The organism is Stutzerimonas kunmingensis (assembly GCF_014764705.1).
Lineage (GTDB): Bacteria > Pseudomonadota > Gammaproteobacteria > Pseudomonadales > Pseudomonadaceae > Stutzerimonas.
In genome coordinates this window covers 152830-177097 of sequence record NZ_JACXXG010000005.1, presented here as the reverse complement: position 1 = coordinate 177097, position 24268 = coordinate 152830, and the positions used below count along the sequence as shown (strand labels likewise).

Annotated in this window: 28 protein-coding genes; 2 read left to right on the top strand and 26 right to left on the bottom strand. The window is 61.6% G+C overall.

Annotated features, from left to right (window positions below; genetic code table 11):
- Positions 1–49: 49 nt before the first annotated feature.
- From IEG05_RS07010 to ccmA, 12 genes are all read right to left on the bottom strand, one after another.
- Complete coding sequence (locus IEG05_RS07010) at positions 50–1519, bottom strand: sigma-54 dependent transcriptional regulator (protein WP_042926965.1); 1470 nt, start codon at positions 1517–1519, stop codon at positions 50–52.
- Positions 1520–1892: 373 nt separating this feature from the next.
- Positions 1893–2189 (bottom strand): flagellar protein FliT, encoded by a 297-nt coding sequence (fliT, locus tag IEG05_RS07005; protein ID WP_014820829.1) that lies wholly within the window; start codon positions 2187–2189, stop codon positions 1893–1895.
- Between the two features lie 150 nt (positions 2190–2339).
- Positions 2340–2780, bottom strand: a complete 441-nt coding sequence (locus tag IEG05_RS23245; protein ID WP_041207339.1) for a hypothetical protein — start codon at positions 2778–2780, stop codon at positions 2340–2342.
- Between the two features lie 17 nt (positions 2781–2797).
- Positions 2798–4018 (bottom strand): c-type cytochrome biogenesis protein CcmI, encoded by a 1221-nt coding sequence (gene ccmI, locus IEG05_RS07000; protein ID WP_191121796.1) that lies wholly within the window; start codon positions 4016–4018, stop codon positions 2798–2800.
- The gene (locus IEG05_RS06995) at positions 4015–4485 is read right to left on the bottom strand and encodes a cytochrome c-type biogenesis protein (RefSeq protein WP_191121795.1); all 471 of its coding nucleotides are present in this window, start codon (positions 4483–4485) and stop codon (positions 4015–4017) included. The genes ccmI and IEG05_RS06995 overlap by 4 nt, the downstream gene beginning before the upstream one ends.
- Entirely contained in the window at positions 4482–5009 is a 528-nt protein-coding gene (locus IEG05_RS06990; protein ID WP_102828911.1) for a DsbE family thiol:disulfide interchange protein, read from the bottom strand. The genes IEG05_RS06995 and IEG05_RS06990 overlap by 4 nt, the downstream gene beginning before the upstream one ends.
- A 1-nt stretch (position 5010) precedes the next feature.
- Positions 5011–6984, bottom strand: coding sequence for a heme lyase CcmF/NrfE family subunit (locus IEG05_RS06985; RefSeq protein ID WP_191121794.1), 1974 nt, complete (start codon positions 6982–6984; stop codon positions 5011–5013).
- Complete coding sequence (gene ccmE, locus IEG05_RS06980; protein ID WP_041014444.1) at positions 6981–7448, bottom strand: cytochrome c maturation protein CcmE; 468 nt, start codon at positions 7446–7448, stop codon at positions 6981–6983. The genes IEG05_RS06985 and ccmE overlap by 4 nt, the downstream gene beginning before the upstream one ends.
- A complete protein-coding gene (gene ccmD, locus IEG05_RS06975) occupies positions 7445–7621 on the bottom strand; it encodes a heme exporter protein CcmD (protein ID WP_014820835.1) in 177 nt (58 codons plus the stop codon). The genes ccmE and ccmD overlap by 4 nt, the downstream gene beginning before the upstream one ends.
- The gene (locus IEG05_RS06970) at positions 7618–8373 is read right to left on the bottom strand and encodes a heme ABC transporter permease (protein ID WP_125861582.1); all 756 of its coding nucleotides are present in this window, start codon (positions 8371–8373) and stop codon (positions 7618–7620) included. Before IEG05_RS06970 ends, ccmD begins: the two co-directional genes overlap by 4 nt.
- Before the next feature lie 93 nt (positions 8374–8466).
- Complete coding sequence (gene ccmB / locus IEG05_RS06965) at positions 8467–9138, bottom strand: heme exporter protein CcmB (RefSeq protein ID WP_014820836.1); 672 nt, start codon at positions 9136–9138, stop codon at positions 8467–8469.
- Entirely contained in the window at positions 9135–9770 is a 636-nt protein-coding gene (ccmA, locus tag IEG05_RS06960) for a cytochrome c biogenesis heme-transporting ATPase CcmA (protein WP_014820837.1), read from the bottom strand. The genes ccmB and ccmA overlap by 4 nt, the downstream gene beginning before the upstream one ends.
- Before the next feature lie 137 nt (positions 9771–9907).
- On the opposite strand from ccmA, the gene fliK reads away from it, so the two are divergent.
- Positions 9908–11437 carry a flagellar hook-length control protein FliK gene (gene fliK / locus IEG05_RS06955; protein ID WP_191121793.1) on the top strand — a complete coding sequence of 510 codons (1530 nt, stop codon included), beginning with the start codon at positions 9908–9910 and terminating at the stop codon, positions 11435–11437.
- Positions 11434–11766, top strand: a complete 333-nt coding sequence (locus IEG05_RS06950) for an EscU/YscU/HrcU family type III secretion system export apparatus switch protein (protein WP_014820839.1) — start codon at positions 11434–11436, stop codon at positions 11764–11766. Before fliK ends, IEG05_RS06950 begins: the two co-directional genes overlap by 4 nt.
- On the opposite strand, the gene IEG05_RS06945 is transcribed toward IEG05_RS06950, so the two are convergent.
- The 14 genes from IEG05_RS06945 to flhF all read right to left on the bottom strand — a co-directional run bounded on the left by IEG05_RS06945 (position 11747) and on the right by flhF (position 24267).
- Complete coding sequence (locus tag IEG05_RS06945; RefSeq protein WP_014820840.1) at positions 11747–12187, bottom strand: rhodanese-like domain-containing protein; 441 nt, start codon at positions 12185–12187, stop codon at positions 11747–11749. The two genes, IEG05_RS06950 and IEG05_RS06945, sit on opposite strands and share 20 nt — an antisense overlap.
- A gap of 136 nt (positions 12188–12323) precedes the next feature.
- On the bottom strand, positions 12324–12737 hold the full coding sequence (locus IEG05_RS06940; RefSeq protein WP_041014448.1) for a DUF2802 domain-containing protein: 414 nt from the start codon (positions 12735–12737) through the stop codon (positions 12324–12326).
- 3 nt (positions 12738–12740) lie between these two features.
- Positions 12741–13220, bottom strand: a complete 480-nt coding sequence (locus IEG05_RS06935) for a chemotaxis protein CheW (protein ID WP_014820842.1) — start codon at positions 13218–13220, stop codon at positions 12741–12743.
- 83 nt (positions 13221–13303) lie between these two features.
- Positions 13304–14104 carry a CheW domain-containing protein gene (locus IEG05_RS06930; RefSeq protein ID WP_101274882.1) on the bottom strand — a complete coding sequence of 267 codons (801 nt, stop codon included), beginning with the start codon at positions 14102–14104 and terminating at the stop codon, positions 13304–13306.
- Positions 14105–14191: 87 nt separating this feature from the next.
- A complete protein-coding gene (locus IEG05_RS06925) occupies positions 14192–14980 on the bottom strand; it encodes a ParA family protein (RefSeq protein WP_014820844.1) in 789 nt (262 codons plus the stop codon).
- 87 nt (positions 14981–15067) lie between these two features.
- The gene (gene motD, locus IEG05_RS06920; protein WP_191121792.1) at positions 15068–15910 is read right to left on the bottom strand and encodes a flagellar motor protein MotD; all 843 of its coding nucleotides are present in this window, start codon (positions 15908–15910) and stop codon (positions 15068–15070) included.
- Positions 15911–15915: 5 nt separating this feature from the next.
- Positions 15916–16656 (bottom strand): flagellar motor protein, encoded by a 741-nt coding sequence (locus IEG05_RS06915; protein WP_014820846.1) that lies wholly within the window; start codon positions 16654–16656, stop codon positions 15916–15918.
- Between the two features lie 16 nt (positions 16657–16672).
- A complete protein-coding gene (locus tag IEG05_RS06910) occupies positions 16673–17788 on the bottom strand; it encodes a protein-glutamate methylesterase/protein-glutamine glutaminase (protein ID WP_191121791.1) in 1116 nt (371 codons plus the stop codon).
- Between the two features lie 53 nt (positions 17789–17841).
- Positions 17842–20034, bottom strand: a complete 2193-nt coding sequence (locus IEG05_RS06905) for a chemotaxis protein CheA (protein WP_191121790.1) — start codon at positions 20032–20034, stop codon at positions 17842–17844.
- An 11-nt stretch (positions 20035–20045) separates the two neighbouring features.
- The gene (locus IEG05_RS06900; RefSeq protein WP_191121789.1) at positions 20046–20840 is read right to left on the bottom strand and encodes a protein phosphatase CheZ; all 795 of its coding nucleotides are present in this window, start codon (positions 20838–20840) and stop codon (positions 20046–20048) included.
- 23 nt (positions 20841–20863) lie between these two features.
- Positions 20864–21238 (bottom strand): chemotaxis response regulator CheY, encoded by a 375-nt coding sequence (locus tag IEG05_RS06895; protein ID WP_011913679.1) that lies wholly within the window; start codon positions 21236–21238, stop codon positions 20864–20866.
- 74 nt (positions 21239–21312) lie between these two features.
- Entirely contained in the window at positions 21313–22038 is a 726-nt protein-coding gene (fliA, locus tag IEG05_RS06890; RefSeq protein ID WP_014820850.1) for an RNA polymerase sigma factor FliA, read from the bottom strand.
- A gap of 17 nt (positions 22039–22055) precedes the next feature.
- A complete protein-coding gene (gene fleN / locus IEG05_RS06885) occupies positions 22056–22883 on the bottom strand; it encodes a flagellar synthesis regulator FleN (protein ID WP_014820851.1) in 828 nt (275 codons plus the stop codon).
- Between the two features lie 91 nt (positions 22884–22974).
- The gene (gene flhF, locus IEG05_RS06880; RefSeq protein WP_042926986.1) at positions 22975–24267 is read right to left on the bottom strand and encodes a flagellar biosynthesis GTPase FlhF; all 1293 of its coding nucleotides are present in this window, start codon (positions 24265–24267) and stop codon (positions 22975–22977) included.
- Position 24268 lies beyond the last annotated feature (1 nt).

Below are 24268 nucleotides of genomic sequence, written 5' to 3'. Positions count from 1 at the left end.
TGATCCAGGTGGCCTTTTTGAACGTCTTTTTAGAACCGCTAGCAGCGTGCTAGTCGCCCATATCGTCGTCGCGACGATTCATGCCGTACTTGCGCATTTTCTCGACCAGCGTGGTTCGGCGAATCCTCAACCGCTCGGCCGCCCGAGCCACCACGCCACCAGCATCTTCGAGAGCCTGATGAATAAGCCCCTGCTCAAGATTGCCGAGGTATTCCTTGAGATCCAGACCCTCGATCGGCAGCATCGCCTGAGCTTCGGGTACTACCATTGGCGCACTGATTGCCGCACGCTCCTCCATCTCATCATGCAGGCTGGTCGCGTACTGCTCATCATCGTCGTCGACGTGGCGAAACTTCTTCGGCAGCTCCATTACCCCGATAACGCCATAGGGATGCATGATCGCCATGCGCTCTACCAGGTTTGCCAGCTCGCGGACATTACCCGGCCAGTCGTGCCGGCATAGCGACATGATTGCAGCTGAGTTGAAACGTATAGAGCCGCGCTTTTCATGCTCCATGCGCGAGATCAGCTCGTTCATCAGCAACGGGATATCCTCGACGCGCTCCCGTAGCGGCGCCATCTCGATGGGGAAGACATTCAGACGATAGTAGAGGTCCTCGCGGAAGGTCCCCTCCTCGATCATTTTCTCCAGGTCCTTATGCGTCGCCGCGATGATGCGCACATCGGCATTCTGCGTACGGTTGCTGCCAACACGCTCGAAGGTGCGCTCCTGCAGAACCCGCAGCAGTTTGACCTGCATCGGCAACGGCATGTCGCCTATCTCATCGAGAAACAGCGTGCCGCCCTCGGCAAGCTCGAAACGACCCGCGCGAGCAGTAATCGCACCGGTAAAGGCACCCTTCTCGTGACCAAACAGTTCGCTTTCCAGCAACTCCGCCGGAATCGCTCCGCAATTGACAGGTACAAAAGGCCCCTGACGCCGCTTCGAGTGATAGTGCAGATTTCGCGCAACCACTTCCTTGCCGGTGCCGGACTCACCAAGAATCAGCACACTGGCTTCGGTGTCGGCGACCTGTTCCATCATCTGCCGGACGTGCTGCACCGCTCGGCTGGTGCCGACCAGGCTGCGGAAAAGATTGGGCTCGCGCTGGCGACCACGGGACTTTGCCTGGTCGTACATCTCGCGATAGACCTGCGCACGGTGCAGGGAGTCGAGCAGCTTGTTATAGCTGGGTGGCATTTCCAGGCTGGTCAGCACTCTGCGTCGCAGATCGTCCGGCCAGTCCGCCGGAGCGGGCTCACCGATCAGCATCAGCGGGACATTCTCATCCCATTTGCCCATCTGCTTGATCAGTTCGACAGCGCCGCCCTTGGAGGACACGTCGCCCAGCATGACACCGTTGACAACACGGCTGGACTCGAGGCCGGCGACCGCCTCCTGCCATTCACTGCTTGAACAAGCCAGATGATCCTCGCTGAGAAAGTTCAGGATGACGGCCAGGTCGCGCCGGCGGTCGTGATCATCGTCTATCAACAAAATCTTGGTTTCACGCCACATCTTGTTTATAGGGCTCTAAAGAAGCTGAAAGAAAGCCTGCGCTCGCATCCATGGAAGAACGGCGATCACACTGATGGCAGATGGAACGTAGATTAATGAAAAAATGAACTGAGTCAAATTTATGGCGTGAATTAGCGACCAAAGAACGAGCCAAAAATCAGTACCTTGAGAGACACCTCAAGATCGATTTGAAGACTTCGGTGCACGATGACCGCGAAGATAGGTATTTACCAGGCAATAAGCGCCAATTAGCCGCTCGCCAACAAAAGGGTAGCGGCATAATGCCACATACTTTGTAATGATAAATATTGAGGAAGAATTCAGCCCCAGTGATCCTGGGAAGAATTTGAAGCTGTCGGGCCTGAGGCCACGCTTAGGCGAATAGCTGGTAAACCTTGGTGCCCTGTTGAGACTGATTCAGCTGACGCAGCTCGCTTGCGACCCGTGCCTGTTCAATCTGGCAGGTCATTACCAGCTCACCATACAGATCAAGCAGCTCCTGCAACCGCTGACGAACCACGCCGTTGTCGCGTTCATGTGCCTGCATCGCCTCGTCGACAGCATTACGGCACTCGCGATCCAGCATACTGATTGCGGCCCAGTCCTGCTGCGTCAGCGCATCGCGTAGAGCGGAACCAGTTTCTTCGAGGCGCTTGACGGAAGCATTCATTATCGACTCCGGGGCATGAGTCCGATGGACGGCATAGGCCGAGCCAGCTGGGAACGTTGCAGTGCAACGGTGCTGAACCTTTATCGGCAATAGGCAAGCCGCCTTTAGGCTGAAGCGCAAAAAGTTAGCGCCCGCTGCCGAGGAGTAACATCAATAGCGGTCACGAAGACCCGGCGGAACACTGGGCGGCGCGACCGGCTCCCACGGGCCATCGGGGCGCCCAGCACAGTACCAGTCGCCATCCCACCGGTAATACAGGCGCTCCCGGTAAAAGAGATCACGCCCCTCCACGACATAGACCCCAAGACGATTGTCCCAGTGCGCAGCCACGTGCGGTGGTGGCGCATAACGCGGATGGCTCTTCTGGGTAGTTGGAGCCCTGGGTGCCGGTGGCGCCTTGATAGGAGGGGGTGAGATAACCGGCCCACTGGGCTCGGGCGCACGCGGCACCGGACTTGGAGCAGGCCCCTGAGGCGCGGAACCGTAGGGATTACCTGCGCAAGCGCCGAGCGCCAATGTCAATCCGAGCAGTACGACCCGCGGGCCGAACCGCGCAAGCCTAAGCGGGTGTGCTGACGAATTCGTGTGCATCTCTACCTCATGGGTGTTCAGGGAGCCTCGGCGCGGTCGATCACCAGATCAATGGCGTTATCGCTCGCAGTATCAAGCGCTTCGCTTTGACCCATCCACTCACCTTTTGTTGCGTCGCCGGAACGGGAGACCCGCGCCATTACCGTGACCTGCTCGACGCTGGATATCTTCATCGAAGGCACCATCGCATCGGCATCGCCAAGCGTGACGGTTGCAGGCAGATCGGCAATCGTCAGGCGTTTTGCTGCCAGCGGAACGGGTGGCCCCGCTACTGCGCGAGCGAATACGAAAACCGTATCCTGCGGCGAAACCGATTCCGCCACCTTCGGGTCCAGCGCAACCTGAATCTGAAGCGTGGCCCCTGCGTTATCAGCCTTCTCGCTTGCCGCTGAAGCCTGTTCGGTGGTGGAGCTGCCCCCCTCGATCTGCTGCCGCGCCCGCTCGATGCCGCCACGGATCGCTTCGCGCGAAGGATCTTCTTCGGGAAGCGCCGCAACCAGTTGCTCCCAGAAGCGCACGGCATCCGGATAACGCGCTTCCTCGAATGCCGCGATGCCAAGCAGGCCGAGACTGGTCACCTCCTGCGGATCGCCCTGCAGCGCCTCGTCAGTAAGGGCTTGAAGCTTATCGGACCACTGACGGTCACCGGCGAAATAGAGCGCCTGCGCCAGCTGACCGAGCAGCTCGGGCTGACGGCCCGCAATTTCCACCACGCGCCCGAAAGCCTTGGCTGCGTCGGCTGGACGCTCCTGGTTCATATAAGTACGACCCAGGAAGTACCAGGCTTCGGCAGAATCCGGCTGCTCCTGTACGGCCTGCTCCAGATGAGCGGTCATTTCCTCGACTGTGCGAGGCTGCTCCGAAAACTGTCGAGCCATCTGAACTTTGTCGCTGGCGCCCCAATACATATAAAGCCCGTAGCCCATCAGGGGCACCAGAACCGCCGCAATCAGCGGAACGCTGCGACCAAGCTTGGCGATTCGCGGCTTGTCGCTATTCTCGGTGTCCTCCAACAGCTCGCGTGCAGCATCTGCTCGCCCAGCCTCCAACTGCTCGGTGGTCAAGGTTCCGGCAGAGTGCTGAGAGGTCAACTCGGCAAGGCGCTCTTCATACAAGGCAACGTTCAGCGCCGTACGATCTTCTTCGGCCTGGGCTCGACGGCCACGCAGGATGGGTAACAACAAAAAGGCCAATGCCACCAGCAGCAGGGCGCCGGCGGCTATCCAGAAATCGATCATGAGTCTTTTTTATCCAGAAGCTTGGCGAGACGTTCGCGCTCGGTCTCGGAAAGGGTTGATGCAGGTGCCTTTTCGACCCGGCGACGACGCACCAGAATCACGGTCAGCACGCCGAAGCCGAGGACCAGCAAACCAACCGGCCCATACCAGAGCAGCATGGTTTTCGCGTTTACCGGTGGCTTGTAACGAACGAAATCGCCATAGCGATCGACCAGATAGGCAACGATCTCGTCGTTGCTCTTGCCTTCCTCCAGCATGCGGAAGATCTCTTCGCGCAGGTCCATCGCGATCGGCGCGTTGGAGTCGGCGATGTTCTGGTTCTGGCATTTCGGACAGCGCAGTTCTTCAGTGAGCGTGCGGTAGCGCTCGCGCTCGGCTTCGTCCTTGAAGTCATAGGTGTCTATGGCAGCATGTGCCGTAGCGCTGACGGCCAAACCCAGCAAAAGCGCGCGGATCATCGATTTCATTCGTCCACCAGCTCCTGATAGAGCGCCGCCAGTTGCTCGCGCCAGACTCGCTCGTCGATCGCGCCAACGTACTTGTGGCGAATGATGCCGTTCTTGTCGATCAGGAAGGTTTCTGGTGCGCCGTAGACGCCCAGGTCCAATCCCAGCTTGCCATCCGGATCACTGACGTTGAGCTGGTAGGGGTCGAGGAAATCCTTGAGCCACTGCTGCGCCTTGGCGTTCTCGTCCTTGTAGTTGATGCCGTGAATCACGACGCCCTGCTCGGCCAGGCGATTGAGCATGGCGTGCTCGGCCTTACAGGTCGGACACCAGGTCGCCCAGACGTTCACCAGCGCTGGCTTGCCCAGCAAGTCCTCGCGGCGAACCTGCCGGTCGCCCTCCACTGCCGGCAGCTCGAACGCCGGAAACGGCTTGCCAATCAGCGCCGAAGGCAACTCGGTCGGATCGAGAAACAGCCCGCGATACAGAAATACCGCCACCACCAGGAAGATCGCCAGCGGCAGCAACATCAGCACTCGTTTCACATCAGGCTCCTTGTCCAGCCAGCCCCAGTGCTTCACGCACCCGGGTTTTCACCTTGACCCGATACCGCCGGTCACTCGCCGCCAGCATGCCGCCAAAGGCCATCATCAGCCCACCGAGCCAGATCCAGCGCACGAAGGGTTTGATATGCACGCGTACCGCCCAGGCGCCATCGCCCAGCGGCTCGCCCAGCGCGACGTAGAGGTCGCGGGTAAAGCCTGCGTCGATGCCTGCCTCGGTCATCGGCATCTGCTGCACGGTGTACAGGCGCTTTTCCGGGTGCAGCGTGACGATCCGCTTGTCGCCGTCGAGCACGCGAATGGTCGCCTTGTCCGACGTGAAGTTCGGTCCTTCGTGATGCACCGCGCCTTCGAAGACGAACTCATAGCCGCCAAGCGACAGTGACTCCCCAGGAGCCAAGCGCAGATCGCGCTCCGCACTTTGGTGGCTGGTGAGTACCACGCCAATGGCACAGACCGCCAGCCCGAGGTGCGCCAGATGCATGCCCCAGTAGCTTGGCGCGAGGCTGCGCATGCCCTTGAACAAACCCTTGTGGCGCGTCTTGTCCAGCAGATCACGGATGCCAGCGATTACCACCCAGGCCGCCAGCAAGGACACTGCAAGTACCGCCCAGTTGAAGTCACCGAACAGCAACGAGCCCAGACCACCAAGCACTACGCTGGTGATCAGCACTGGGGTGAGCATGCCGAGCAACCACTTCAGCGGAGTGTCCTTCCAGCGCACCAGGATTCCGACACCCAACGTCAGCATCAGCGCGCCAATCAGCGGAACGAACATCGCATTGAAGTACGGTGGACCGACGGAAAGCTTGGCACCGGACAATGCGTCCAGCAGCAGCGGATAGAGCGTGCCGAGGAGAATCATCGCCGTGGCGACGACCAACAGCAGGTTATTGACTAGCAGCAGAGTCTCGCGCGACCACAGGCCGAACCCGACCTGGCTCTTGACCACAGGCGCGCGCATGGCAAACAGCGTCAGCGAGCCGCCTACCACCATCAGCAGAAAGACCAGAATGAACACGCCGCGCTCGGGATCGGTAGCAAACGCGTGCACCGACGTCAGCACGCCGGAACGGACCAGGAAGGTCCCAAGCAGGCTCAGCGAGAACGCCGCGATTGCCAGCAACACGGTCCAGCTCTTGAACACGCCGCGCTTCTCGGTCACTGCCAACGAGTGAATCAGCGCCGTACCGACCAGCCAGGGCATGAAGGAGGCGTTTTCCACCGGATCCCAGAACCACCAGCCGCCCCAGCCGAGCTCGTAATAGGCCCACCAGGAGCCAAGGGCGATGCCCAGGCCGAGGAAGGCCCAGGCGACGAGCGTCCAAGGACGCGACCAGCGTGCCCAGGCCGCGTCAAGGCGACCACCCAGCAACGCGGCGATCGCAAAGGCGAACGCCACCGAGAAACCCACGTACCCCATGTAAAGCATGGGCGGGTGGACGATCAAACCGAAATCCTGCAGCAGTGGATTGAGGTCGCGTCCATCCATTGGGACCTGCGGCAGCAGCCGCTCGAAGGGGTTCGAGGTGACGATAAGAAAGAGCAGGAAACCGATGCTGATCAAACCCATGACGCCGAGCACGCGCGCCAGCATGTCTTCCGGTAGCTGGCGGGAGAAGATCGCCACGGCAAAAGTCCAGCCAGCCAGGATGAAGGCCCACAGCAGCAAGGAGCCTTCGTGAGCGCCCCAGACCGCGCTGAACTTGTAGTACCAGGGCAAGGCACTGTTGGAGTTGTGGGCGACGTAGGCAACGGAGAAATCGTCGACCATGAAGGCGTACGTCAGGCAGGCGAAGGAGAAACCGAGAAAGGCAAACTGACCCCAGGCGGCTGGTTGGGCCAGGCCCATCCACTGTCGGTCACCGCGCCAAGCACCGATCAGCGGCAGCGTGGCCTGGACCACTGCCAGGCACAGCGCCAGAATCATCGCCAGATGGCCGAGCTCGGGAATCATTTCGCGTACTCCTGCTTACCGCCCTCGTAGTGCTTCATCATGCCGCTCTTCTCCAGCGCCTGAGTTACTTCGGGCGGCATGTAGTTTTCGTCATGCTTGGCCAGCACTTCGTCGGCAACCAGAACGCCCTCGGAATTGACCCGCCCCAGCGCGACGATACCCTGCCCTTCGCGGAACAGGTCCGGGAGAATTCCCTGGTAGGTGATAGTGATCGCCTGGGCGCCATCAGTGACACGGAAGGCGACGCTGAGTGAGTCGTTGGTACGCTTCACCGAACCCTCTTCGACCAGGCCGCCTGCTCGAATCCGGGTGCCCTCAGGAGCCTCCCCCGCTGCGATCTGGGTCGGTGTGTAGAACAGGTTGATGTTCTGCTGCAGAGCGGACAACGCCAGCGCCACGGCGATACCGACACCGGCGAGGATCGCCAGGACGATGAAAAGACGCTTCTTGCGCACCGGATTCACTTCGACTCCTCCCGGCGCAAACGACGCGCCTCATCTTGCAGGTAACGCCGGCGTGCCAAGGCTGGCAGCGCGACGTTGAGAATCAGGACAGCCAGGCTGATGCCATAGGACGTCCAGACGTACACGCCATGATTGCCCATGGCGATGAAATCCGCGAAGGATGAAAAGTTCACGAGTTGTTTCCTACCAGAGCCTTGACCTCATTCTTCACCCAGCTGGCGCGCGATTCGCGACGCAGCACTTCCAGGCGCATGCGCATCAGCAGCACCACGGCGAAGAAGCAGTAGAAGCCGATCACCATCACCAGGAGCGGCAGCCACATTTCCACTGGCATCGCCGGTTTTTCGGTGACGGTGAACGTTGCCGGCTGGTGCAGCGTGTTCCACCACTCCACCGAATACTTGATGATCGGGATGTTCACCACTCCGACGATGGCCAGCACAGCGCACGCCTTGGCCGCGCTGTCACGATTGCTGATCGCCTGTCCGAGCGCAATGATGCCGAAGTACAGAAACAGCAGGATGAGCATTGAGGTCAGCCGTGCGTCCCATACCCACCAGGCACCCCAGGTCGGCTTGCCCCAGACCGCGCCGGTCAACAGGGCGATGAAGGTCATCCAGGCGCCGATGGGGGCGGCCTGCTGCAGAGCCACATCGGCCAGCTTCATCTTCCAGACGAGCCCGACCACCCCCGCCACGGCGAGCATCACGTAGATCGACTGAGCGAGAAACGCAGCCGGCACGTGGATATAGATGATCCGGAAGCTGTTGCCCTGCTGGTAATCCTCCGGCGCGAACGCCAGACCCCAGACCACACCGACGCTGACCAGCAGCACGGCTGCCCAGGCAAGCCAGGGCAGCCAGCGGCCGCTGATCTCATAGAACCATTTGGGTGAGCCCAGCTTGTGAAACCATGTCCAGTTCATCGGATGACTCGTCGTCCAGCGGGACCTTGCAAATGCAGGCCCCGAGATTCGTTACGTCGACCGGGTGTGAGCACCGGCCATCTGGGTGTGTCGCTATTCGCCAACGCTGATCTTCAGCCCGGCAGCTATCGCAAAGGGTGTAAGGGTAACGGCCAACGCAGTCAGACTGGCCAGCCAAAGCAGGTGACCGACTGCCGGTAGACCTTGCAACGACGCTTGCAGGGCGCCGCTGCCGAGAATCAGTACCGGGATGTAGAGCGGCAGGATGAGCAACGCCAGCAGCAAGCCACCCCGCTTCAATCCTACCGTCAACGCCGCGCCCACCGCACCGAGCAGACTCAGAATCGGCGTCCCCAGCAACAGTGAAACCAGCAGCACCGGAATGGTCCCAAGCGGCAGACCCAACATCAAGCCCAACAGCGGCGCCAGCAGCACCAGCGCCAACCCGGAAAAAGCCCAGTGCGCCAGTACCTTGGCGAGAACCAGGAGCGCGAGCGGGTGCGGCGAAACGACCCACTGCTCGAGCGAGCCATCTTCGAAATCACTGCGAAAAAGACCATCCAGTGACAGCAGAACGGCCAATAGTGCTGCCACCCAGACCAAGCCGGGAGAGATGGTTTGCAGAAGCTGAGTCTCCGGCCCTACCGCAAGCGGGAACAACGCGATAACGATGGCGAAGAACACCAGCGGGTTGGCCAGCTCAGCCGGGCGACGGAACAGCAGACGCGTCTCGCGCGCCAGCAGAAGAGTGAATACGCTGCTCATGCGGCTCGCTGCCCCAGATCGAGCTCACAGTAGCCGGTTGGCTTTTCCGTCAGGCTGTGGTGAGTGGTCAGTACGACCAGTCCGCCCTGCTCGCAATGCGCTGCGAGATGCCTCTCAAGCTGCGCCACGCCATGTTTGTCGAGCGCGGTAAATGGCTCATCGAGAATCCACAGCGGCGGTGGCGAGAGATACAGACGCGCCAACCCCACGCGGCGCTGCTGGCCAGCAGAAAGGGTATGACAGGGCACGTCTTCGAACCCGCGCAGTCCCACTTCGGCAAGTGCATGCCATATCGCCTCGCGGCTGGCCGGCTGGTGCAACGCACAGAGCCAGGTGAGATTCTCCTCAGCTGTCAGCAAGCCCTTGATGCCAGCAGCATGGCCGATCCACAACAGGTTGCGTGCCAGTTCACCACGCTGAGCGCTGAGCGACCGGCCCTTGAGCAGCACCTCGCCTGCGGTTGGTTGCATCAGGCCGCATAGCAGGCGCAGCAGACTGGTTTTGCCGCTGCCATTGGGCCCGGAAATCTGCAGCATTTCCCCACTCTCGAGACGCAGATCCAGCTTGTCGAAAAGCAGCCGCCAATCCCGTTCGCAAGCGAGGGCTACGGCTTCGAGAAAGGGAGTTGACACGGCTGGCGACACCTCAAGATGAAAAAGGCCTGGCCGCTATACTCAGGAAGCAGGGCCAGGCGGGCGGAATTATACATGGCAACCTTTGGTTGCCGAGGGCCGCGAACGCGAAAGGTTGTAAGAGCATTTGAGGAAAGATGACCGAGATCAAGAGTACCACTGCCCTGCCCCCAAGCAGCGCGCCGCGCCAGGCGGCAGCGGCGAATGACCTCGTTTTGAAACTGCTGCAACCGATGCAAGGCCTTCTGGCGGCTGGCGAAAACGCCGAAGCGGAGGTAGTCAGCATCAGGGAAGCGGCGCAGGCATTTCGGCTGGTGCTGCGGCTGACCATGGGCAGCGGGCGCCAGGCGACCGTCGAGGTCAGCAGCAACAAGGCGCCGCCACCCGGCACCGCATACGTCATCACCGCCCTGTCCGACACCCGGTTGCTGGCCGCTCCACAGATCGCCGGGCGCCAGCCCGCCTCGATGATCGACCTTCAGCAACTGCCGGTCGGCAGCATCATCCAGGGCCGTGTCGTGGCGACCAGTCAACAGCAGTCGGAGGACGGGCAGAAGATCTTCAAGGCGGTCATCAGCCTGCTCAACAGCCCCGTCGCTGGACAGAAGCTGAATATCGAATCAGCCAACCCGCTGACACTCGGCAGCCTGCTGACAGCGCAGGTCAAGGGCGACCAATCCCTCGCATTCCTTCCGCTGAGCAGGCGCCTCGATCAGCTGCATCTCGGCGAGCAACTGGGCGCCCAACACAACCGCCAGGCCTCGCTGGAAGGCCTGTTCAAGGCTCTACAGGGTGGTACCGGGGCTCTCCCCGAGGGGCTGCGCGGCGCCGCCGAAAAACTGCTGGGGCTGATACCCGAAATGCAGCAACTGGGCGATGCCAAGGCACTCGCCGCAGCGCTGGCCAGGAGCGGCGTGTTCCTTGAGGCGCGCTTGCTGGCCGGGCAAACCGACGGGCTGCAGGGCGACCTCAAGGCTGGGCTGCTGCGCCTACTGGCGCAAATGCCCAATCTTCCAGGTAGCACGCCGCTGGCCAGCGCCCAGGCCAGTGCCGCCATGGGCCAGGCGTTGCCTGCATTTGCGCGGCAAGCGCTGGGCTCCCTGGCGCAAAGCAATGTCCGTCAGCTCGCGCTGGGGTTCCCGCTACCAACCCGACTGCCGCCTGGCCTGGAAGAAGAAGCCGACCTCGAAATGCTGCTCAAGCTCGCAGCCGCCGCGGTATCCAGGCTGCAGACCCATCAACTGTCCAGTCTCGCGCAGACACAAATCGGCCCGGACGGCGCCCTCCTCACCACCTGGCAGCTGGAGCTGCCAATGCGCGACCAGCGCGATATCGTGCCGCTGCAAATCAAGCTGCAGCGCGAAGAAGAGCCGAGAAAGCAGGAAAAGGAGCGTGGCGAGCCGCTCTGGAAGATCGAACTCGCATTCGATGTCGCACCACTCGGGCCACTGCAAGTTCAAGCACAGTTGACGCGCGGCACCCTCACCAGCCAGCTGTGGGCCGAGCGCAGTGCCACGGCCCAGCTGGTGGCGACCGAACTTACCCATCTGCGTGAGCGTCTACAGGCAGCCGGGCTGAGTGTCGGAGAACTGAGCTGCAGGCAAGGCACGCCACCGCAGGGTCCGAGCACCAATCTGGAGCAACGCTTCGTGGACGAAAAGGCATGACCGACAAGCAGCCACGCCAGGCAATCGCGCTCAGCTATGACGGTGTCAACGCGCCGAGTCTGAGCGCCAAGGGTGATGACGAGCTAGCAGAGACAATCCTCGCCATCGCTCGGGAACATGAGGTGCCGATCTACGAGAACGCCGATCTGGTGAGATTGCTGGCGAAACTGGAGCTGGGCGACGAGATCCCGGAAGCGTTATACCGCACCATCGCGGAGATCATCGCCTTTGCCTGGTATCTCAAGGGCAAATGCCCACCAGGGTTCCACGAACGGAGCGCAGGCGAACCAGCGCCGCCCCTGCCGCAACTCAGTGGGCCTGCGCGTTGAGTACGACGGCTGCACGATCTTCACCAGTGACCTGAGGGAGATCATGCAGCTGCCAGGCGAAATAGCCGGCACGGAAATAGAACACCCGCTGGTAGCCCCAGGCCACGGCCATTCTTGCGGCTTCCGCGCTACGCGGGCAGATCTCGCTGTCGCAGTAAATCACCAGCGGAAGCTCACGCGGCCACTCCGGCCCGGCCAGGCTTACGAAATCACTGGCCAGATCGAAGTGCACGGCGCCTTCTACGTGGCCCCATAACCATTCGCGGTCGGCACGCACATCGATGAAGACGGCGCCCAGTTCATGAAGGCGCTTGGCTTGAAAGACGTTTACGGTCATTGCGCCGTCCACATCGTCTGGCGCCTCGACGGCCTGAGCGCCGAGCGAAACCATGAACAGCAACAGAATGAGAGTAAGCCGCATCATTGTCCTCCTCGTCCCAAGCATGGGACCTGGACAAGCTCAGCAATGCCAAGCTGATACGGATTGGAATGTGCAGGGTGTGGGAGGTTCCGGCACAAGACCCGGAAGGGACGACCAGTCGACGGAAAAACTGCAATCAGGGTTTCTTGCGAGCCTGATGCAGCTTGCTCATCAGCTCCGCTTCGGATTGCGACAGGCCACACGACTGCGTCAGGTCGTCGACACTTGCGCCCATGCCGACCAGTTTGGCCGCCTGGGAGAAGGAGAAGTTGTTGGGGTCGCGCTGTTCCAGCTGGGTGAGCTTGTCCGGCAACGGCGCCAGCGTGCGACTCAACTCACGCAACTCATCGCCCATGCGCAAGCTGCCTTCCAGATAGGCATCCAGGCGGCTGCTCAGCTCCTTGATGCGCTTATCCCTGTTCGCATCGCGTTGCTGCTGTTGTTCGGCCAGAAACCGCTGCCGCCTGAGCAGCCACAGGCAGAAGCCCAGCAGCCCAAGACAGCAGAAGGCCAGCGCAACCAACGATGCGACCAGCGACGCGATCAGCATGTATCAGATGCTCTCAAGCTCGGCCCATTCTTCTTCGCTCATCATCTTGTCGAGTTCGACCAGAATCAGCAGCTCGCCGTTCTTGTTGCAGACGCCCTGAATGAATTTGGCCGACTCATCATTACCGACGTTGGGCGCAGTTTCGATCTCGGATTGGCGAAGGTAGACCACCTCGGCAACGCTATCGACCATGATGCCGATGACCTGACGATCCGCCTCGATGATCACGATTCGAGTATTGTCCGATACCGACGCGGTTTCCAGGCCGAAACGCTGACGCGTGTCGATCACCGTCACCACATTGCCGCGCAGGTTGATTATGCCGAGCACATAGCTCGGAGCACCCGGTACCGGCGCGATCTCGGTATAACGCAACACCTCCTGGACCTGCATCACGTTGATACCGTACGTCTCGTTGTCCAGACGGAAGGTCACCCATTGCAGTACAGGATCTTCGGAACCCTGCGCAGACGTCATCTTCATAGCCCCACCTTCTTCAGTTACCGCAATGGCGGTCGATTCTATCGCCGGGCCGCGCAACAGGCGCGACCGTCAATTGTTTGCTTTCAATGCGTCCGCGGCTTCGTCGCGCCCTGCATCTGTTTCACAGCGCCACTGGCGATCAACTCGGCCAGCGCAGTCACGTCGACCAGCGCGCACATATGCTCGATTACCGTACCGGCCAGCCATGGACGCTGACTGCGCTGCGTACGCCACTTGACCTCACTGGGGTCGAGGCGAATCGAGCGACTGACCTGATGGACCGCCAGACCCCATTCGTAGCCCTGAACCGAGATCACGTACTGCAACCCCTCGCGGAAGTCGTCACGATACCGATCAGGCATCACCCAGCGCGCGGTGTCCAGCACCTTCAGGTTGCCTGACTGGCTCGGCAGTATGCCAAGAAACCAGTCGGGCTGACCGAACAGCGGCGTCAGCTCCTGTCCGGCCAGCGGATAGATGGAGCCCAGGCACACCAGCGGCACCGCCAGGGTCAACCCTGCCACATCGAACAGCAGGCACTCGAAAGGCTCCTCACCCCAACCCGGATGGGCGTCAGGCACGGCTCCGACTGGTTCGCTGGGCAGCTGCGGCGCAACCTCGAGCTCCACGACCGGCTCAAGAGTCGGCACCGACGGCATCGTTAGAGGCGCTTCCACCACGGGCGGCGGCGCCGGCTGGACTATTTCAAGACGCGGCGGTTGGCTCTGCCGCGTATCACGCAGTTGCTCCTCGAGCACGGCCGCCTGGAATTCGTCCTGACTGACCGAGTCGGCCAGTTCGATGGCAGCGTCCTGCAACAGCCCATCGAGATAGGACTGCAGCGCCTGCTGGGATCGGGTTTCGGTTAGGACGGTGCGGCTCATGGAACGAACTCGTTATGAGAATCTGAACAGGCTATCGGCCACTGGCGCGACAAACTTGAGCTGGCAGGCGCCGAGCGGCATGGCACTTCACGCCACCTGCGGAGACACTTGCGACGCCAGCAGATGCTTGAGCAAGGCCCGATAGGCAAGAACCGCACGACTGGTCGGATCGAACTGCGAAGGCGTCAGGCCGGCGCGGCTGGCATCGCGCAGCCGCGTATCGACCGGGATGAACGCTGGCCAGAGATGATCGGCATAACCGGCTCGCAGTACCTTGAGCGTATTCATCGAGGCCTGGGTGCGGCGGTCGAACAAGGTCGGCACGATGGTGTAAGGCAGCGCTTGCTTGCGCGAACGGTTGATCATCGACAGCGTGCTGACCATTCGCTCGAGACCCTTCATCGCCAGAAACTCCGTCTGCACCGGAATCACCAGCTGCTGACTGGCAGCCAGTGCGTTGACCATCAGCACACCGAGCAGCGGCGGGCTGTCGATGATGGCGTAATCGAAGTCCTGCCACAGCTGCGACAGGCTCTTGGCAATGACCAGCCCGAGGCCGTTCTGCCCGGGCGACTGGCGCTCGAGTGTCGCCAGCACGGTACTGGAAGGCATCAGCGAGATACGCTCGTGACTGGTGGCCAGCAGCAGCTGCCACGGCAGGCCATCCGGCACGGTACCCTGGTGCTGGAAGAGATCGAAGACGCTATGGTCCAGGTTATCGGGATCATGCCCGAAATAGCTGGTCATCGACCCATGTGGATCCAGATCCAGCACGACGACGCGCTTGCCGGAATCGGCCAGCAAGCCCGCCAGTGCGATCGACGTAGTGGTCTTGCCCACCCCACCCTTTTGATTGGCTACAGCCCAGACTCTCATTGATCTTCCACCCGGCGAAGCTGACCGGAACGGCATTGCCTGAAAACGGCAAAGCGACGGTGTTTTGACGACTGCGCCCTGAAGCGCTTACATGGACACAGCCGGTGCAGATTGTGTGCCAGCCCGACGCAACGCATCGTCAGGCCGTACATTGCTGCTGCCCATTCCGGTGACACTTCGGCGCACATCGAGATTGCGCGACACCACCAGAATCACCCGCCGGTTGCGCGCCCGGCCTTCGGCTGTCGCGTTGTCCGCCACGGGCTGAAATTCGCCATAGCCCACCGCTGCCATCCGCGAAGGGTCCACCCCCTGCGCTGCAAGCATCCTCACAACGCTGCCAGCGCGGGCTGCGGACAGCTCCCAGTTGGTAGGGAACTGGCTGGTGCTGATTGGCAGATTGTCGGTAAACCCTTCGACACGGATCGGGTTGTCGAAAGGGGCCAGAATTCCGGCGACCTTGTCGATCAGCAGAAATGCCTGGTCGTTGGGAAGCGCATCGCCGCTGGGGAACAGCAGGCTGGAGTTGAGTTCGATCTCGATCCACAGCTCATTGCCACGGATCGTCAGTTGCTCGTTGGCGATCAGCTCGCCGAACGTCTCGCGCATGCTCTGCGCAATTCGCTCCAGCGGATCGAGGGTCGGCTTCCCCGCCGACGAAGCCGGGCCCGACAGATCCTCGACCTGGGACACTTCCGCCTCGGTGGTCCGAGGTCGCTCCTCACCGATGGGGATGGGCTTGACCGAACGATCGACCTGATTGAACACGCCGACCAGCGAATCGGAGAGGATCTTGTACTTGCCCTCGTTGATCGAGGAGATCGAGTACATCACCACGAAGAAGGCAAATAACAGCGTGATGAAGTCGGCGTAGGACACCAGCCATCGCTCGTGATTCTCGTGCTCTTCCGGTGGTCTGCGTCTGGCCATGGCGGTCAGTCCATGAAGCCTTGCAGCTTCATCTCGATGGAACGCGGATTTTCGCCCTCGGCAATGGACAACACGCCCTCCAGCAGCATCTCGCGATAGGCGGTCTGCCGCTGGACGACGCTCTTCAGCTTGTTGCCGACCGGCAGCACCAGCAGGTTGGCGAAAGCGACGCCATAGATGGTCGCCACGAACGCAACGGCGATGCCGCTGCCCAGCTGGCTGGGATCGGCCAGATTGCCCATCACGTGGATCAACCCCATCACCGCGCCGATGATCCCGATGGTCGGCGAGTAGCCACCCATGCTCTCGTAGACCTTGGCCGCGCGCAGGTCACGCCCCTCCTGGGTATACAGATCGACCTCGAGGATGCTGCGGATCACTTCCGGCTCGGCGCCATCGACCAGCAGCTGCAGGCCTTTGCGTGCGTAAGGATCGGGCTCCGTCTCGGCGACCGGCTCGAGGCCGAGCAACCCCTCCTTGCGCGCAGTATTGCTCCAGGTAGTGACCATGAGGATGCCGCGCGCGAGATCGATGCGCGGCGGAAAGAATATCCAGCGACCGATACTCATCGCCCGCATGAACACGGCGATGGGCGTCTGCAGCAGGACGGCACCCAGGGTACCGCCAAGCACGATCAACGCGGCCGGCCCATTGAGCAGCGCCGAGATATGCCCGCCCTCGAGAAAATTGCCCCCAACGATGGCGACGAACGCCAACAGCAGCCCGATCAGGCTGAGCACGTCCATTAGAGGCGGGCCTCCATCAGATGCACGCCTCGGCCAGATTGCGACCGATGTCGTCGAGCCCGTAGACCGCATCACTCAGGTTGGCTTTGACCACCGCCATCGGCATGCCATAGATCACGCAGCTGGCTTCATCCTGCGCCCACACCTGGCTGCCGCTCTGCTTGAGCAACCGTGCGCCTTCGCGACCATCGGCACCCATGCCGGTCAGCACTACCGCCAGCACTTTGTCGTGAAACGACTTGGCGGCCGAACCGAAGGTAACGTCGACGCAAGGCTTGTAGTTGAGGCGATCATCGCCCGGCAGAATGCGTACCGCACCGCGGCCATCGATCATCATCTGCTTGCCACCCGGTGCCAGCAGAGCAAGCCCCGGACGCAGCACGTCGCCGTCCTCGGCTTCCTTGACACGAATGCGGCAAAGCTTGTCCAGACGATCGGCGAAGGCTTTGGTGAACGCGGCCGGCATGTGCTGGATGAGTACGATCGGCGCGGGGAAATTCGCCGGGAGCTGAGTGAGCACACGCTGCAGCGCCACCGGACCGCCAGTAGACGTACCGATGGCCACCAGCTTGTACGCCTTGCGCTTGGGCGCCGGCGAACGAGCTGCCGGCGCCGCGGGCGCTGGCGCTGTAGCGCCGGCCCGAGGCGCTGCAGTAGCCAATGTCGAGGCAGTGCCACGCGCGGATACCGGCGGCGTACTTACGCTCGAGGTACAGAACGTGCTGTAGCGCCGGTTGCTGCGCGAAACGGTATGTACCTTCTCGCACAGCAGCTGCTTGACCTTATCCGGGTTACGCGAAATGTCTTCGAAGTTCTTCGGCAGATAGTCGACGGCGCCGGCATCCAGTGCATCGAGGGTGACCCGAGCACCTTCGTGCGTCAGCGAGGAAAACATCAACACCGGTGTGGGGCAGCGCTGCATGATCTGCCGCACCGCCGTGATGCCGTCCATCATCGGCATCTCGTAGTCCATGGTGATGACATCCGGCTTCAACGCCAGCACCTGGTCGATCGCCTCGCGTCCGTTGGTGGCGGTGCCGACGACCTGGATATTCGAATCAGAGGAAAGGATTTCCGAGACGCGCCGACGAAAGAAGCCGGAATCGTCGACGACCAGGACCTTGACTGCCATACATCACTCCTAGCGGCAGCGCTCCCATCCGAGGTAAGCGCTGCCTGACTGAATCAAATCCTGCGTGCGTAGCGCTTGAGCATGCTGGGAACATCGAGAATCAGCGCGATGCGGCCATCGCCGGTGATCGTCGCGCCAGACATACCAGGCGTACCCTGCAGCATCTTGCCAAGCGGCTTGATGACCACTTCTTCCTGGCCCACGAGCTGATCGACGACGAAGCCGATGCTCTGATTGCCGACGCTGAGAATTACTACATGGCCTTCACGCTGCTCCTCCTGAGCCGCATCGTTGACCAGCCAGCGCTTGAGGTAGAACAGCGGCAGCGCCTTGTCGCGGACGATCACCACTTCCTGGCCATCGACGACGTTGGTCCGCGACAGGTCGAGGTGGAAGATCTCGTTGACGTTGACCAGCGGGAAGGCGAAGGCCTGGCTGCCGAGCATGACCATCAGGGTCGGCATGATCGCCAGGGTCAGCGGCACCTTGATCACCACCCGCGAGCCCTGGCCCTTGGTGGAGAACACGTTCACCGTGCCGTTGAGCTGGGAAATCTTGGTCTTGACCACGTCCATGCCGACACCGCGGCCGGACACGTCGGAAATCTCGGTCTTGGTCGAGAAGCCCGGCGCGAAGATCAGGTTGTAGCACTCCAGGTCGCTCAGGCGATCGGCGGCATCCTTCTCCAGCATGCCTTTTTCGACGGCCTTGGCGCGCAGGACGTTGGCATCCATACCCTTGCCGTCATCACTGATGATCAACAGGATGTGGTCGCCTTCCTGCTCGGCGGAAAGCACTACCCGCCCGGTACGCGGCTTGCCGGCGGCTTCGCGCTCCTCGGGCATCTCGATACCGTGGTCGACCGCGTTGCGCACCAGGTGCACCAGCGGATCGGCCAGGGCTTCGACCAGGTTCTTGTCGAGATCGGTTTCTTCACCGACGAGCTCAAGGTTGATCTCTTTCTTCAGGCTGCGAGCCAGGTCGCGGACCAGGCGCGGGAAGCGACCGAAGACCTTCTTTATCGGCTGCATGCGGGTCTTCATCACCGCACTCTGCAGATCGGCCGTCACCACGTCGAGGTTGGAGACGGCCTTGGCCATCGCCTCGTCGCCGCTGTTGGAGCCCAGGCGTACCAGACGGTTACGCACCAGCACCAGCTCCCCGACCATGTTCATGATCTCGTCCAGGCGTGCGGTATCGACGCGCACGGTGGTCTCGGCCTCGGCCGGAGGCTTTTCCGCCGGAGCAGCAGCGGCCGGCTTGCTCACCGCAGCTGCCGGAGCGGCCTTGGCCGGAGCAGCAGCAGGGGCGGGCTTGGGCGCCGGTTTGATCGGCACAGCCGCAGCAGGTTCAGCCGGAGTCTCGACGACCGCAGGCTCGAACTTGCCCTTGCCATGCAGTTGATCGAGCAGTGCTTCGAACTCGTCGTCGGTGATCTCGTCAGCTGCACCAGCTGTACCACCGCCCTTTGCCGGTTCGGCGCTTGCTGGCGCAGCGGGTTCAGCCGGGGCCGCTTCGAACTTACCCTTGCCATGCAGCTGGTCCAGCAAGGCTTCAAATTCGTCATCGGTGATTTCGTCACTGGTCGGCGCAGCAACGAACTCGCTCTCGGCAGGCATCGAGGCACCCGCAGCGGCAGAGAATTGTCCCTTGCCATGCAGCTGGTCGAGCAGCGACTCGAATTCGTCGTCGGTAATCTCGTCGGTGGCAGGGCCAGTCGCTACTTCGGCCGCAGCCGGCTCGCTGGCGGACGGCTGAATGGCATCGAGCATCAGTTCGAATTCGCTATCGGCGCCCTCGGATCGGGATTCGGCCACGACCTGCGGTTCGACTGCCGGCGCTGGCTCATCAGCCGAGGCTGGCTCCGCCAGACGTGCCAGCGCCGCAAGCAACTCACGCGAGGCTGGCGTCGGCTCGACGCGCTCGCGGACCTGACTGAACATCGCGTTCACGGCGTCGAGCGCCTGCAGAACGACATCCATCAGTTCGGAATCGACTCGACGCTCACCCTTGCGCAGGATGTCGAAGACGTTTTCGGCGATATGGCAGCACTCCACCAGCTCATGCAGCTGGAGGAACCCGGCACCGCCCTTGACCGTATGGAACCCGCGAAAAATCGCATTGAGCAACGCCATGTCATCGGGGCTGCTTTCCAGCTCCACGAGTTGCTCGGACAATAGTTCGAGAATCTCGCCGGCCTCTACCAGGAAGTCCTGGAGGATTTCTTCATCGGCGTCGAAGCTCATATTCACTTCCCCTAAAAGCCCAGGCTTGAAAGCAGATCATCGACATCGTCCTGGCCGGAAACGACGTCTTCACGCATATCGGCATGCATCTGCGGACCTTCACCCTTGGAAGGCTCTTTTTCTTGTTTTTTCTTTTCCTGCTCGGCGCGCATCGCCTCGCGGTCATGCTGGATGCCCGCCACGCGATCGACCTGCCCCGCCATCAGGACCAGGTTAAGCAGGTTGCTTTCGAGTTCAGTGATGAGGCGGGTCACTCGCTTGATCACCTGGCCGGTCAGGTCCTGGAAGTCCTGCGCCAGCATGATTTCGCTGAGGTTCTGCGACAGCTGGCCGCCATCGTTCATGCTGCGCTGCAGGTACTGGTCGATGCGCTTGACCAGATCGCGGAACTGATCGGCACTCATCTCACGACGCATGAAACGCTGCCAGTCGGCTGTCAGGCTCTGCGCCTCATAGCTCACGTAGTTCACCAGCGGCGCTGATTCTTCGACCAGGTCCATGGTGCGGTTGGCAGCCTTCTCGGTCATCTCCACCACGTAGGACAGACGGTCGGTGGCATCGGTGATCGGTGACGGGTCGCCGCCCGTGGCGCAGGTGTCCATCTCGAGCTTGACGATGGCGTTGTGAAGCTCGCGCGTGAGCTTGCCCACTTCCTGATAGAGCCCGTTGTTGCGCACCTGATTGAGCTCGTTGAACATCTGCGTCGCTTCATCGAAGCGGCCTTGCTGCAGACTTTCGATCAACTTGGGTGCATGCGCCTTCAGAGTTGCTTCGAACTCTGCCAGGCTTTGGTCTGCTTGCGTCATAGTGCCCTCGCGGCGTTACTGCTTCAGCCGTTGACGCGCTCGAAGATCTTCTCGATCTTTTCCTTGAGCACCTGGGCGGTGAAGGGTTTGACCACATAGCCATTGACCCCGGCCTGGGCCGCTTCGATGATCTGATCGCGCTTCGCCTCGGCGGTCACCATCAGTACCGGCAGATGCTTGAGGCGCTCGTCCGCGCGCACTGTGCGCAGCAGATCGATACCGCTCATGCCCGGCATGTTCCAGTCGGTGACCAGGAAATCGAAGCTGCCGCTTTTCAGCATCGGCAGTGCGGTAGTACCGTCATCCGCTTCGGCGGTGTTGGTGAACCCCAGATCACGCAGGAGGTTCTTGATGATTCGTCTCATCGTCGAGAAGTCATCGACGATGAGGATTTTCATGTTCTTGTCCAAGTCGACCTCCGTAAGTCCCAAAATGCCTCAGCAAACCGAGCACGTCATACCGCAAACAATCGTCAATTGGCGCGCCATTCGCCGAGACGCGCGCGCAAGCGCGCAGCGCACTGGCTATGCAACTGGCTCACACGCGACTCGCTGACCCCCAGCACCTGACCGATTTCCTTCAAATTCAATTCTTCGTCGTAATACAGCGACAGCACCAGCTTTTCACGCTCGGGCAGGTTGGCGATGGCGTCGGCCAGCGCCTGCTGAAAACGTTCATCCTCGAGATCACGGAACGGCTCCGGGTGGAGACTGGCAGCGTCTTCCTCGAGCTCGCCATGATCGCCTTCCTGCAGCAGATCGTCGAAGCTGAACAGGCGACTACCCAGCGTATCGCCAAGAATGCCGTAATACTCGTCGAGACTTAGCTTAAGTTCGGCCGCAACCTCGTGATCTTTAGCGTCGCGCCCGGTTTTCGCTTCGATCGCCCGGATCGCCTCGCTGACCATCCGCGAATTGCGATGTACCGAACGCGGCGCCCAGTCACCCTTGCGGACTTCGTCCAGCATGGTGCCGCGAATGCGGATACCGGCGTAGGTTTCAAAGCTGGCACCCTTGCCGGCGTCGTATTTCTTAGCTGCTTCCAGCAGTCCGATCATTCCAGCCTGAATCAGATCGTCCACTTGCACGCTTGCAGGCAGACGCGCCAACAAGTGGTAAGCGATTCGCTTGACCAACGGGGCGTACTGATCGATCAGGCGGTACTGCGCATCCTTTGCCTGAGCCTTGCTGTAATACATAGCGGATCCGGCACCTGTCATTCGTGGCTGGGTGAAGCGGGGCTGATGAGGCGCTCTACGAAGAACTCGAGATGACCCCGCGGCGTCGCCGGCAGAGGCCAGGTATCAACCTTCTGCGCGATCGCCTTGAAGGCTAGTGCACATTTCGAGCGCGGGTACGCTTCATAGACTGCGCGCTGCTTCTGCACGGCCTTGCGCACCGCTTCGTCGTAAGGGACTGCACCGACATACTGCAGCGCCACGTCGAGAAAGCGCTCGGTAACCTTGGTCAGCTTGGCGAACAAATTGCGGCCTTCCTGCGGTGCGTGAGCCATGTTGGCCAACACGCGGAAGCGGCTGATGCCGTAATCGCGGTTCAGCAGCTTGATAAGTGCATAGGCGTCGGTGATGGACGTGGGCTCGTCGGTGACCACCAGCAGCACTTCCTGAGCTGCGCGCACGAAGCTCACAACGGAATCGCCGATGCCAGCCGCGGTGTCGATGATCAGCACGTCGAGCTCGTCGCCAAGCTCGCTGAACGCCTGGATCAACCCGGCGTGCTGCAGGGAAGACAGCTGCACCATGCTCTGCGTGCCGGATGCGGCCGGCACTACGCGGATGCCGCCCGGCCCCTGGATCAGTACGTCGCGCAGATCACATTCGCCGGCGATGACGTCAGCCAGGGTGCGCTTGGTGGTAAGCCCCAGCAGCACGTCGACGTTGGCCAGGCCAAGGTCGGCGTCAAGCAACACCACACGCCGGCCGAGGTCCGCCAGCGCCAGTGCCAGATTGACCGACACGTTGGTCTTGCCGACGCCACCCTTGCCGCCAGTCACCGCAATCACCTGTACGGGATGCATACCCATGTTCACATGCCTATATCTTGCTGGGGCCTTGCGGCCGGCGATGCGTCCGCATGGCACGCATCTGATTCATTCGAGTACCGCTGTCGCAGCATCATCCAGCCCGCCGTGACGAGCCGTTGTACAACCCGGCGAACATGTCGGCCATGGTTTCTTCGCTCGGCTCCTCGCCGGACTGCAGGCTAACCGCCCGACTGACCAGCTGATGGCTGCGCGGCAGATGCAGGTCGTCAGGAATCCGGGGACCATCGGCCAGGTAAGCTATCGGCAAATGCTGGCTGATCGTGAGACCGAGCACATCGCCAAGGCTGCCCGCCTCGTCGAGCTTCGTCAGGATACAACCGGCCAGCCCACAACGACGATAGTTGTGCCATGCAGCCTTGAGCACCTGGCTCTGGCTGGTTGCCGCCAGCACCAGGTAATTCTTCGATTTGACGCCCTTGTCCGACAGCGCTTCGAGCTGCATGCGCAGCGTCGGATCGCTTGCCGGCAAGCCGGCGGTGTCGATCAGGATGATCCGCTTACGCGCCAGCGAGGCCAGCGATTTGCTCAGCGGCTGGCTAGGATCGATCTGCACCACCGGCACGTCGAGGATCCGGCCCAGTGTCTTGAGTTGCTCCTGCGCACCGATCCGATAATTGTCCATGCTGGCCAGCGCAATGCTCTGCGCGCCATGTTTCAGCACGTAGCGAGCAGCCAGCTTGGCCAGCGTAGTGGTCTTGCCGACGCCTGCTGGGCCGACCAGAGCAATCACACCGCCCTCTTCCAGCGGCTCGTTCTTGGTGACCTTGATTGCCTGCGCCAGATACGCCAGCACCATGCGCCAGGCCTGACGCGGCTCGTTAATGCCGGCGACCTTTTCCAGCAGGCTACGCGATAGCTCGGCCGGCAGGCCCAGGCGCTGCAGACGGCGCCAGAGGCCTGCCTGCTGCGGGCGACGGCTCTGCTCCTGGCCCCAGGCGATCGAGCCGAGCTGCACTTCGATCAGCTCGCGCAAACCGTGCAGTTCCGAGTACATCGCTTCGATGGCACGGGAGTCGGCCGCGGGGGAAGGCTCGGCGACCGTATCGGGCTGCACCTTGCTGGCCGCGACGGCAGGCTTCTCGTCAACCAGTTGACGATCCTGCATCTTCGCGCGCGGCGCAGCGCTCAGCTCGGCATGTGCATTGGCCAGCCGCGACTGCGTCTTGCGCAATTCGGCTTCCAGCGCCGGGTTGGGCTTGTTGGCCGCCGGCGCGGACTGCATGGGGTAATCGAGCACAGCGGTCAGCTCGACGCCACCGGCCACCCGGCGATTGCCGATGATCACGGCATCGGCGCCCAGCTCGTCGCGAACCATTTTCATGGCGATGCGCATATCGGCGGCGAAGAAACGTTTGACCTGCATG

Excerpts from the sequence above, each read along its gene's own strand:
- IEG05_RS07010 (WP_042926965.1), bottom strand. The coding sequence starts at position 1,519 with ATGTGGCGTGAAACCAAGATTTTGTTGATAGACGATGATCACGACCGC.
- fliT (WP_014820829.1), bottom strand. The coding sequence starts at position 2,189 with ATGAATGCTTCCGTCAAGCGCCTCGAAGAAACTGGTTCCGCTCTACGC.
- IEG05_RS23245 (WP_041207339.1), bottom strand. The coding sequence starts at position 2,780 with ATGCACACGAATTCGTCAGCACACCCGCTTAGGCTTGCGCGGTTCGGC.
- ccmI (WP_191121796.1), bottom strand. The coding sequence starts at position 4,018 with ATGATCGATTTCTGGATAGCCGCCGGCGCCCTGCTGCTGGTGGCATTG.
- IEG05_RS06995 (WP_191121795.1), bottom strand. The coding sequence starts at position 4,485 with ATGAAATCGATGATCCGCGCGCTTTTGCTGGGTTTGGCCGTCAGCGCT.
- IEG05_RS06985 (WP_191121794.1), bottom strand. The coding sequence starts at position 6,984 with ATGATTCCCGAGCTCGGCCATCTGGCGATGATTCTGGCGCTGTGCCTG.
- IEG05_RS06970 (WP_125861582.1), bottom strand. The coding sequence starts at position 8,373 with ATGAACTGGACATGGTTTCACAAGCTGGGCTCACCCAAATGGTTCTAT.
- ccmB (WP_014820836.1), bottom strand. The coding sequence starts at position 9,138 with ATGAGCAGCGTATTCACTCTTCTGCTGGCGCGCGAGACGCGTCTGCTG.
- fliK (WP_191121793.1), top strand. The coding sequence starts at position 9,908 with ATGACCGAGATCAAGAGTACCACTGCCCTGCCCCCAAGCAGCGCGCCG.
- IEG05_RS06950 (WP_014820839.1), top strand. The coding sequence starts at position 11,434 with ATGACCGACAAGCAGCCACGCCAGGCAATCGCGCTCAGCTATGACGGT.
- IEG05_RS06945 (WP_014820840.1), bottom strand. The coding sequence starts at position 12,187 with ATGCGGCTTACTCTCATTCTGTTGCTGTTCATGGTTTCGCTCGGCGCT.
- IEG05_RS06940 (WP_041014448.1), bottom strand. The coding sequence starts at position 12,737 with ATGCTGATCGCGTCGCTGGTCGCATCGTTGGTTGCGCTGGCCTTCTGC.
- IEG05_RS06935 (WP_014820842.1), bottom strand. The coding sequence starts at position 13,220 with ATGAAGATGACGTCTGCGCAGGGTTCCGAAGATCCTGTACTGCAATGG.
- IEG05_RS06930 (WP_101274882.1), bottom strand. The coding sequence starts at position 14,104 with ATGAGCCGCACCGTCCTAACCGAAACCCGATCCCAGCAGGCGCTGCAG.
- IEG05_RS06925 (WP_014820844.1), bottom strand. The coding sequence starts at position 14,980 with ATGAGAGTCTGGGCTGTAGCCAATCAAAAGGGTGGGGTGGGCAAGACC.
- motD (WP_191121792.1), bottom strand. The coding sequence starts at position 15,910 with ATGGCCAGACGCAGACCACCGGAAGAGCACGAGAATCACGAGCGATGG.
- IEG05_RS06915 (WP_014820846.1), bottom strand. The coding sequence starts at position 16,656 with ATGGACGTGCTCAGCCTGATCGGGCTGCTGTTGGCGTTCGTCGCCATC.
- IEG05_RS06910 (WP_191121791.1), bottom strand. The coding sequence starts at position 17,788 with ATGGCAGTCAAGGTCCTGGTCGTCGACGATTCCGGCTTCTTTCGTCGG.
- IEG05_RS06905 (WP_191121790.1), bottom strand. The coding sequence starts at position 20,034 with ATGAGCTTCGACGCCGATGAAGAAATCCTCCAGGACTTCCTGGTAGAG.
- IEG05_RS06900 (WP_191121789.1), bottom strand. The coding sequence starts at position 20,840 with ATGACGCAAGCAGACCAAAGCCTGGCAGAGTTCGAAGCAACTCTGAAG.
- IEG05_RS06895 (WP_011913679.1), bottom strand. The coding sequence starts at position 21,238 with ATGAAAATCCTCATCGTCGATGACTTCTCGACGATGAGACGAATCATC.
- fliA (WP_014820850.1), bottom strand. The coding sequence starts at position 22,038 with ATGTATTACAGCAAGGCTCAGGCAAAGGATGCGCAGTACCGCCTGATC.
- fleN (WP_014820851.1), bottom strand. The coding sequence starts at position 22,883 with ATGGGTATGCATCCCGTACAGGTGATTGCGGTGACTGGCGGCAAGGGT.
- flhF (WP_042926986.1), bottom strand. The coding sequence starts at position 24,267 with ATGCAGGTCAAACGTTTCTTCGCCGCCGATATGCGCATCGCCATGAAA.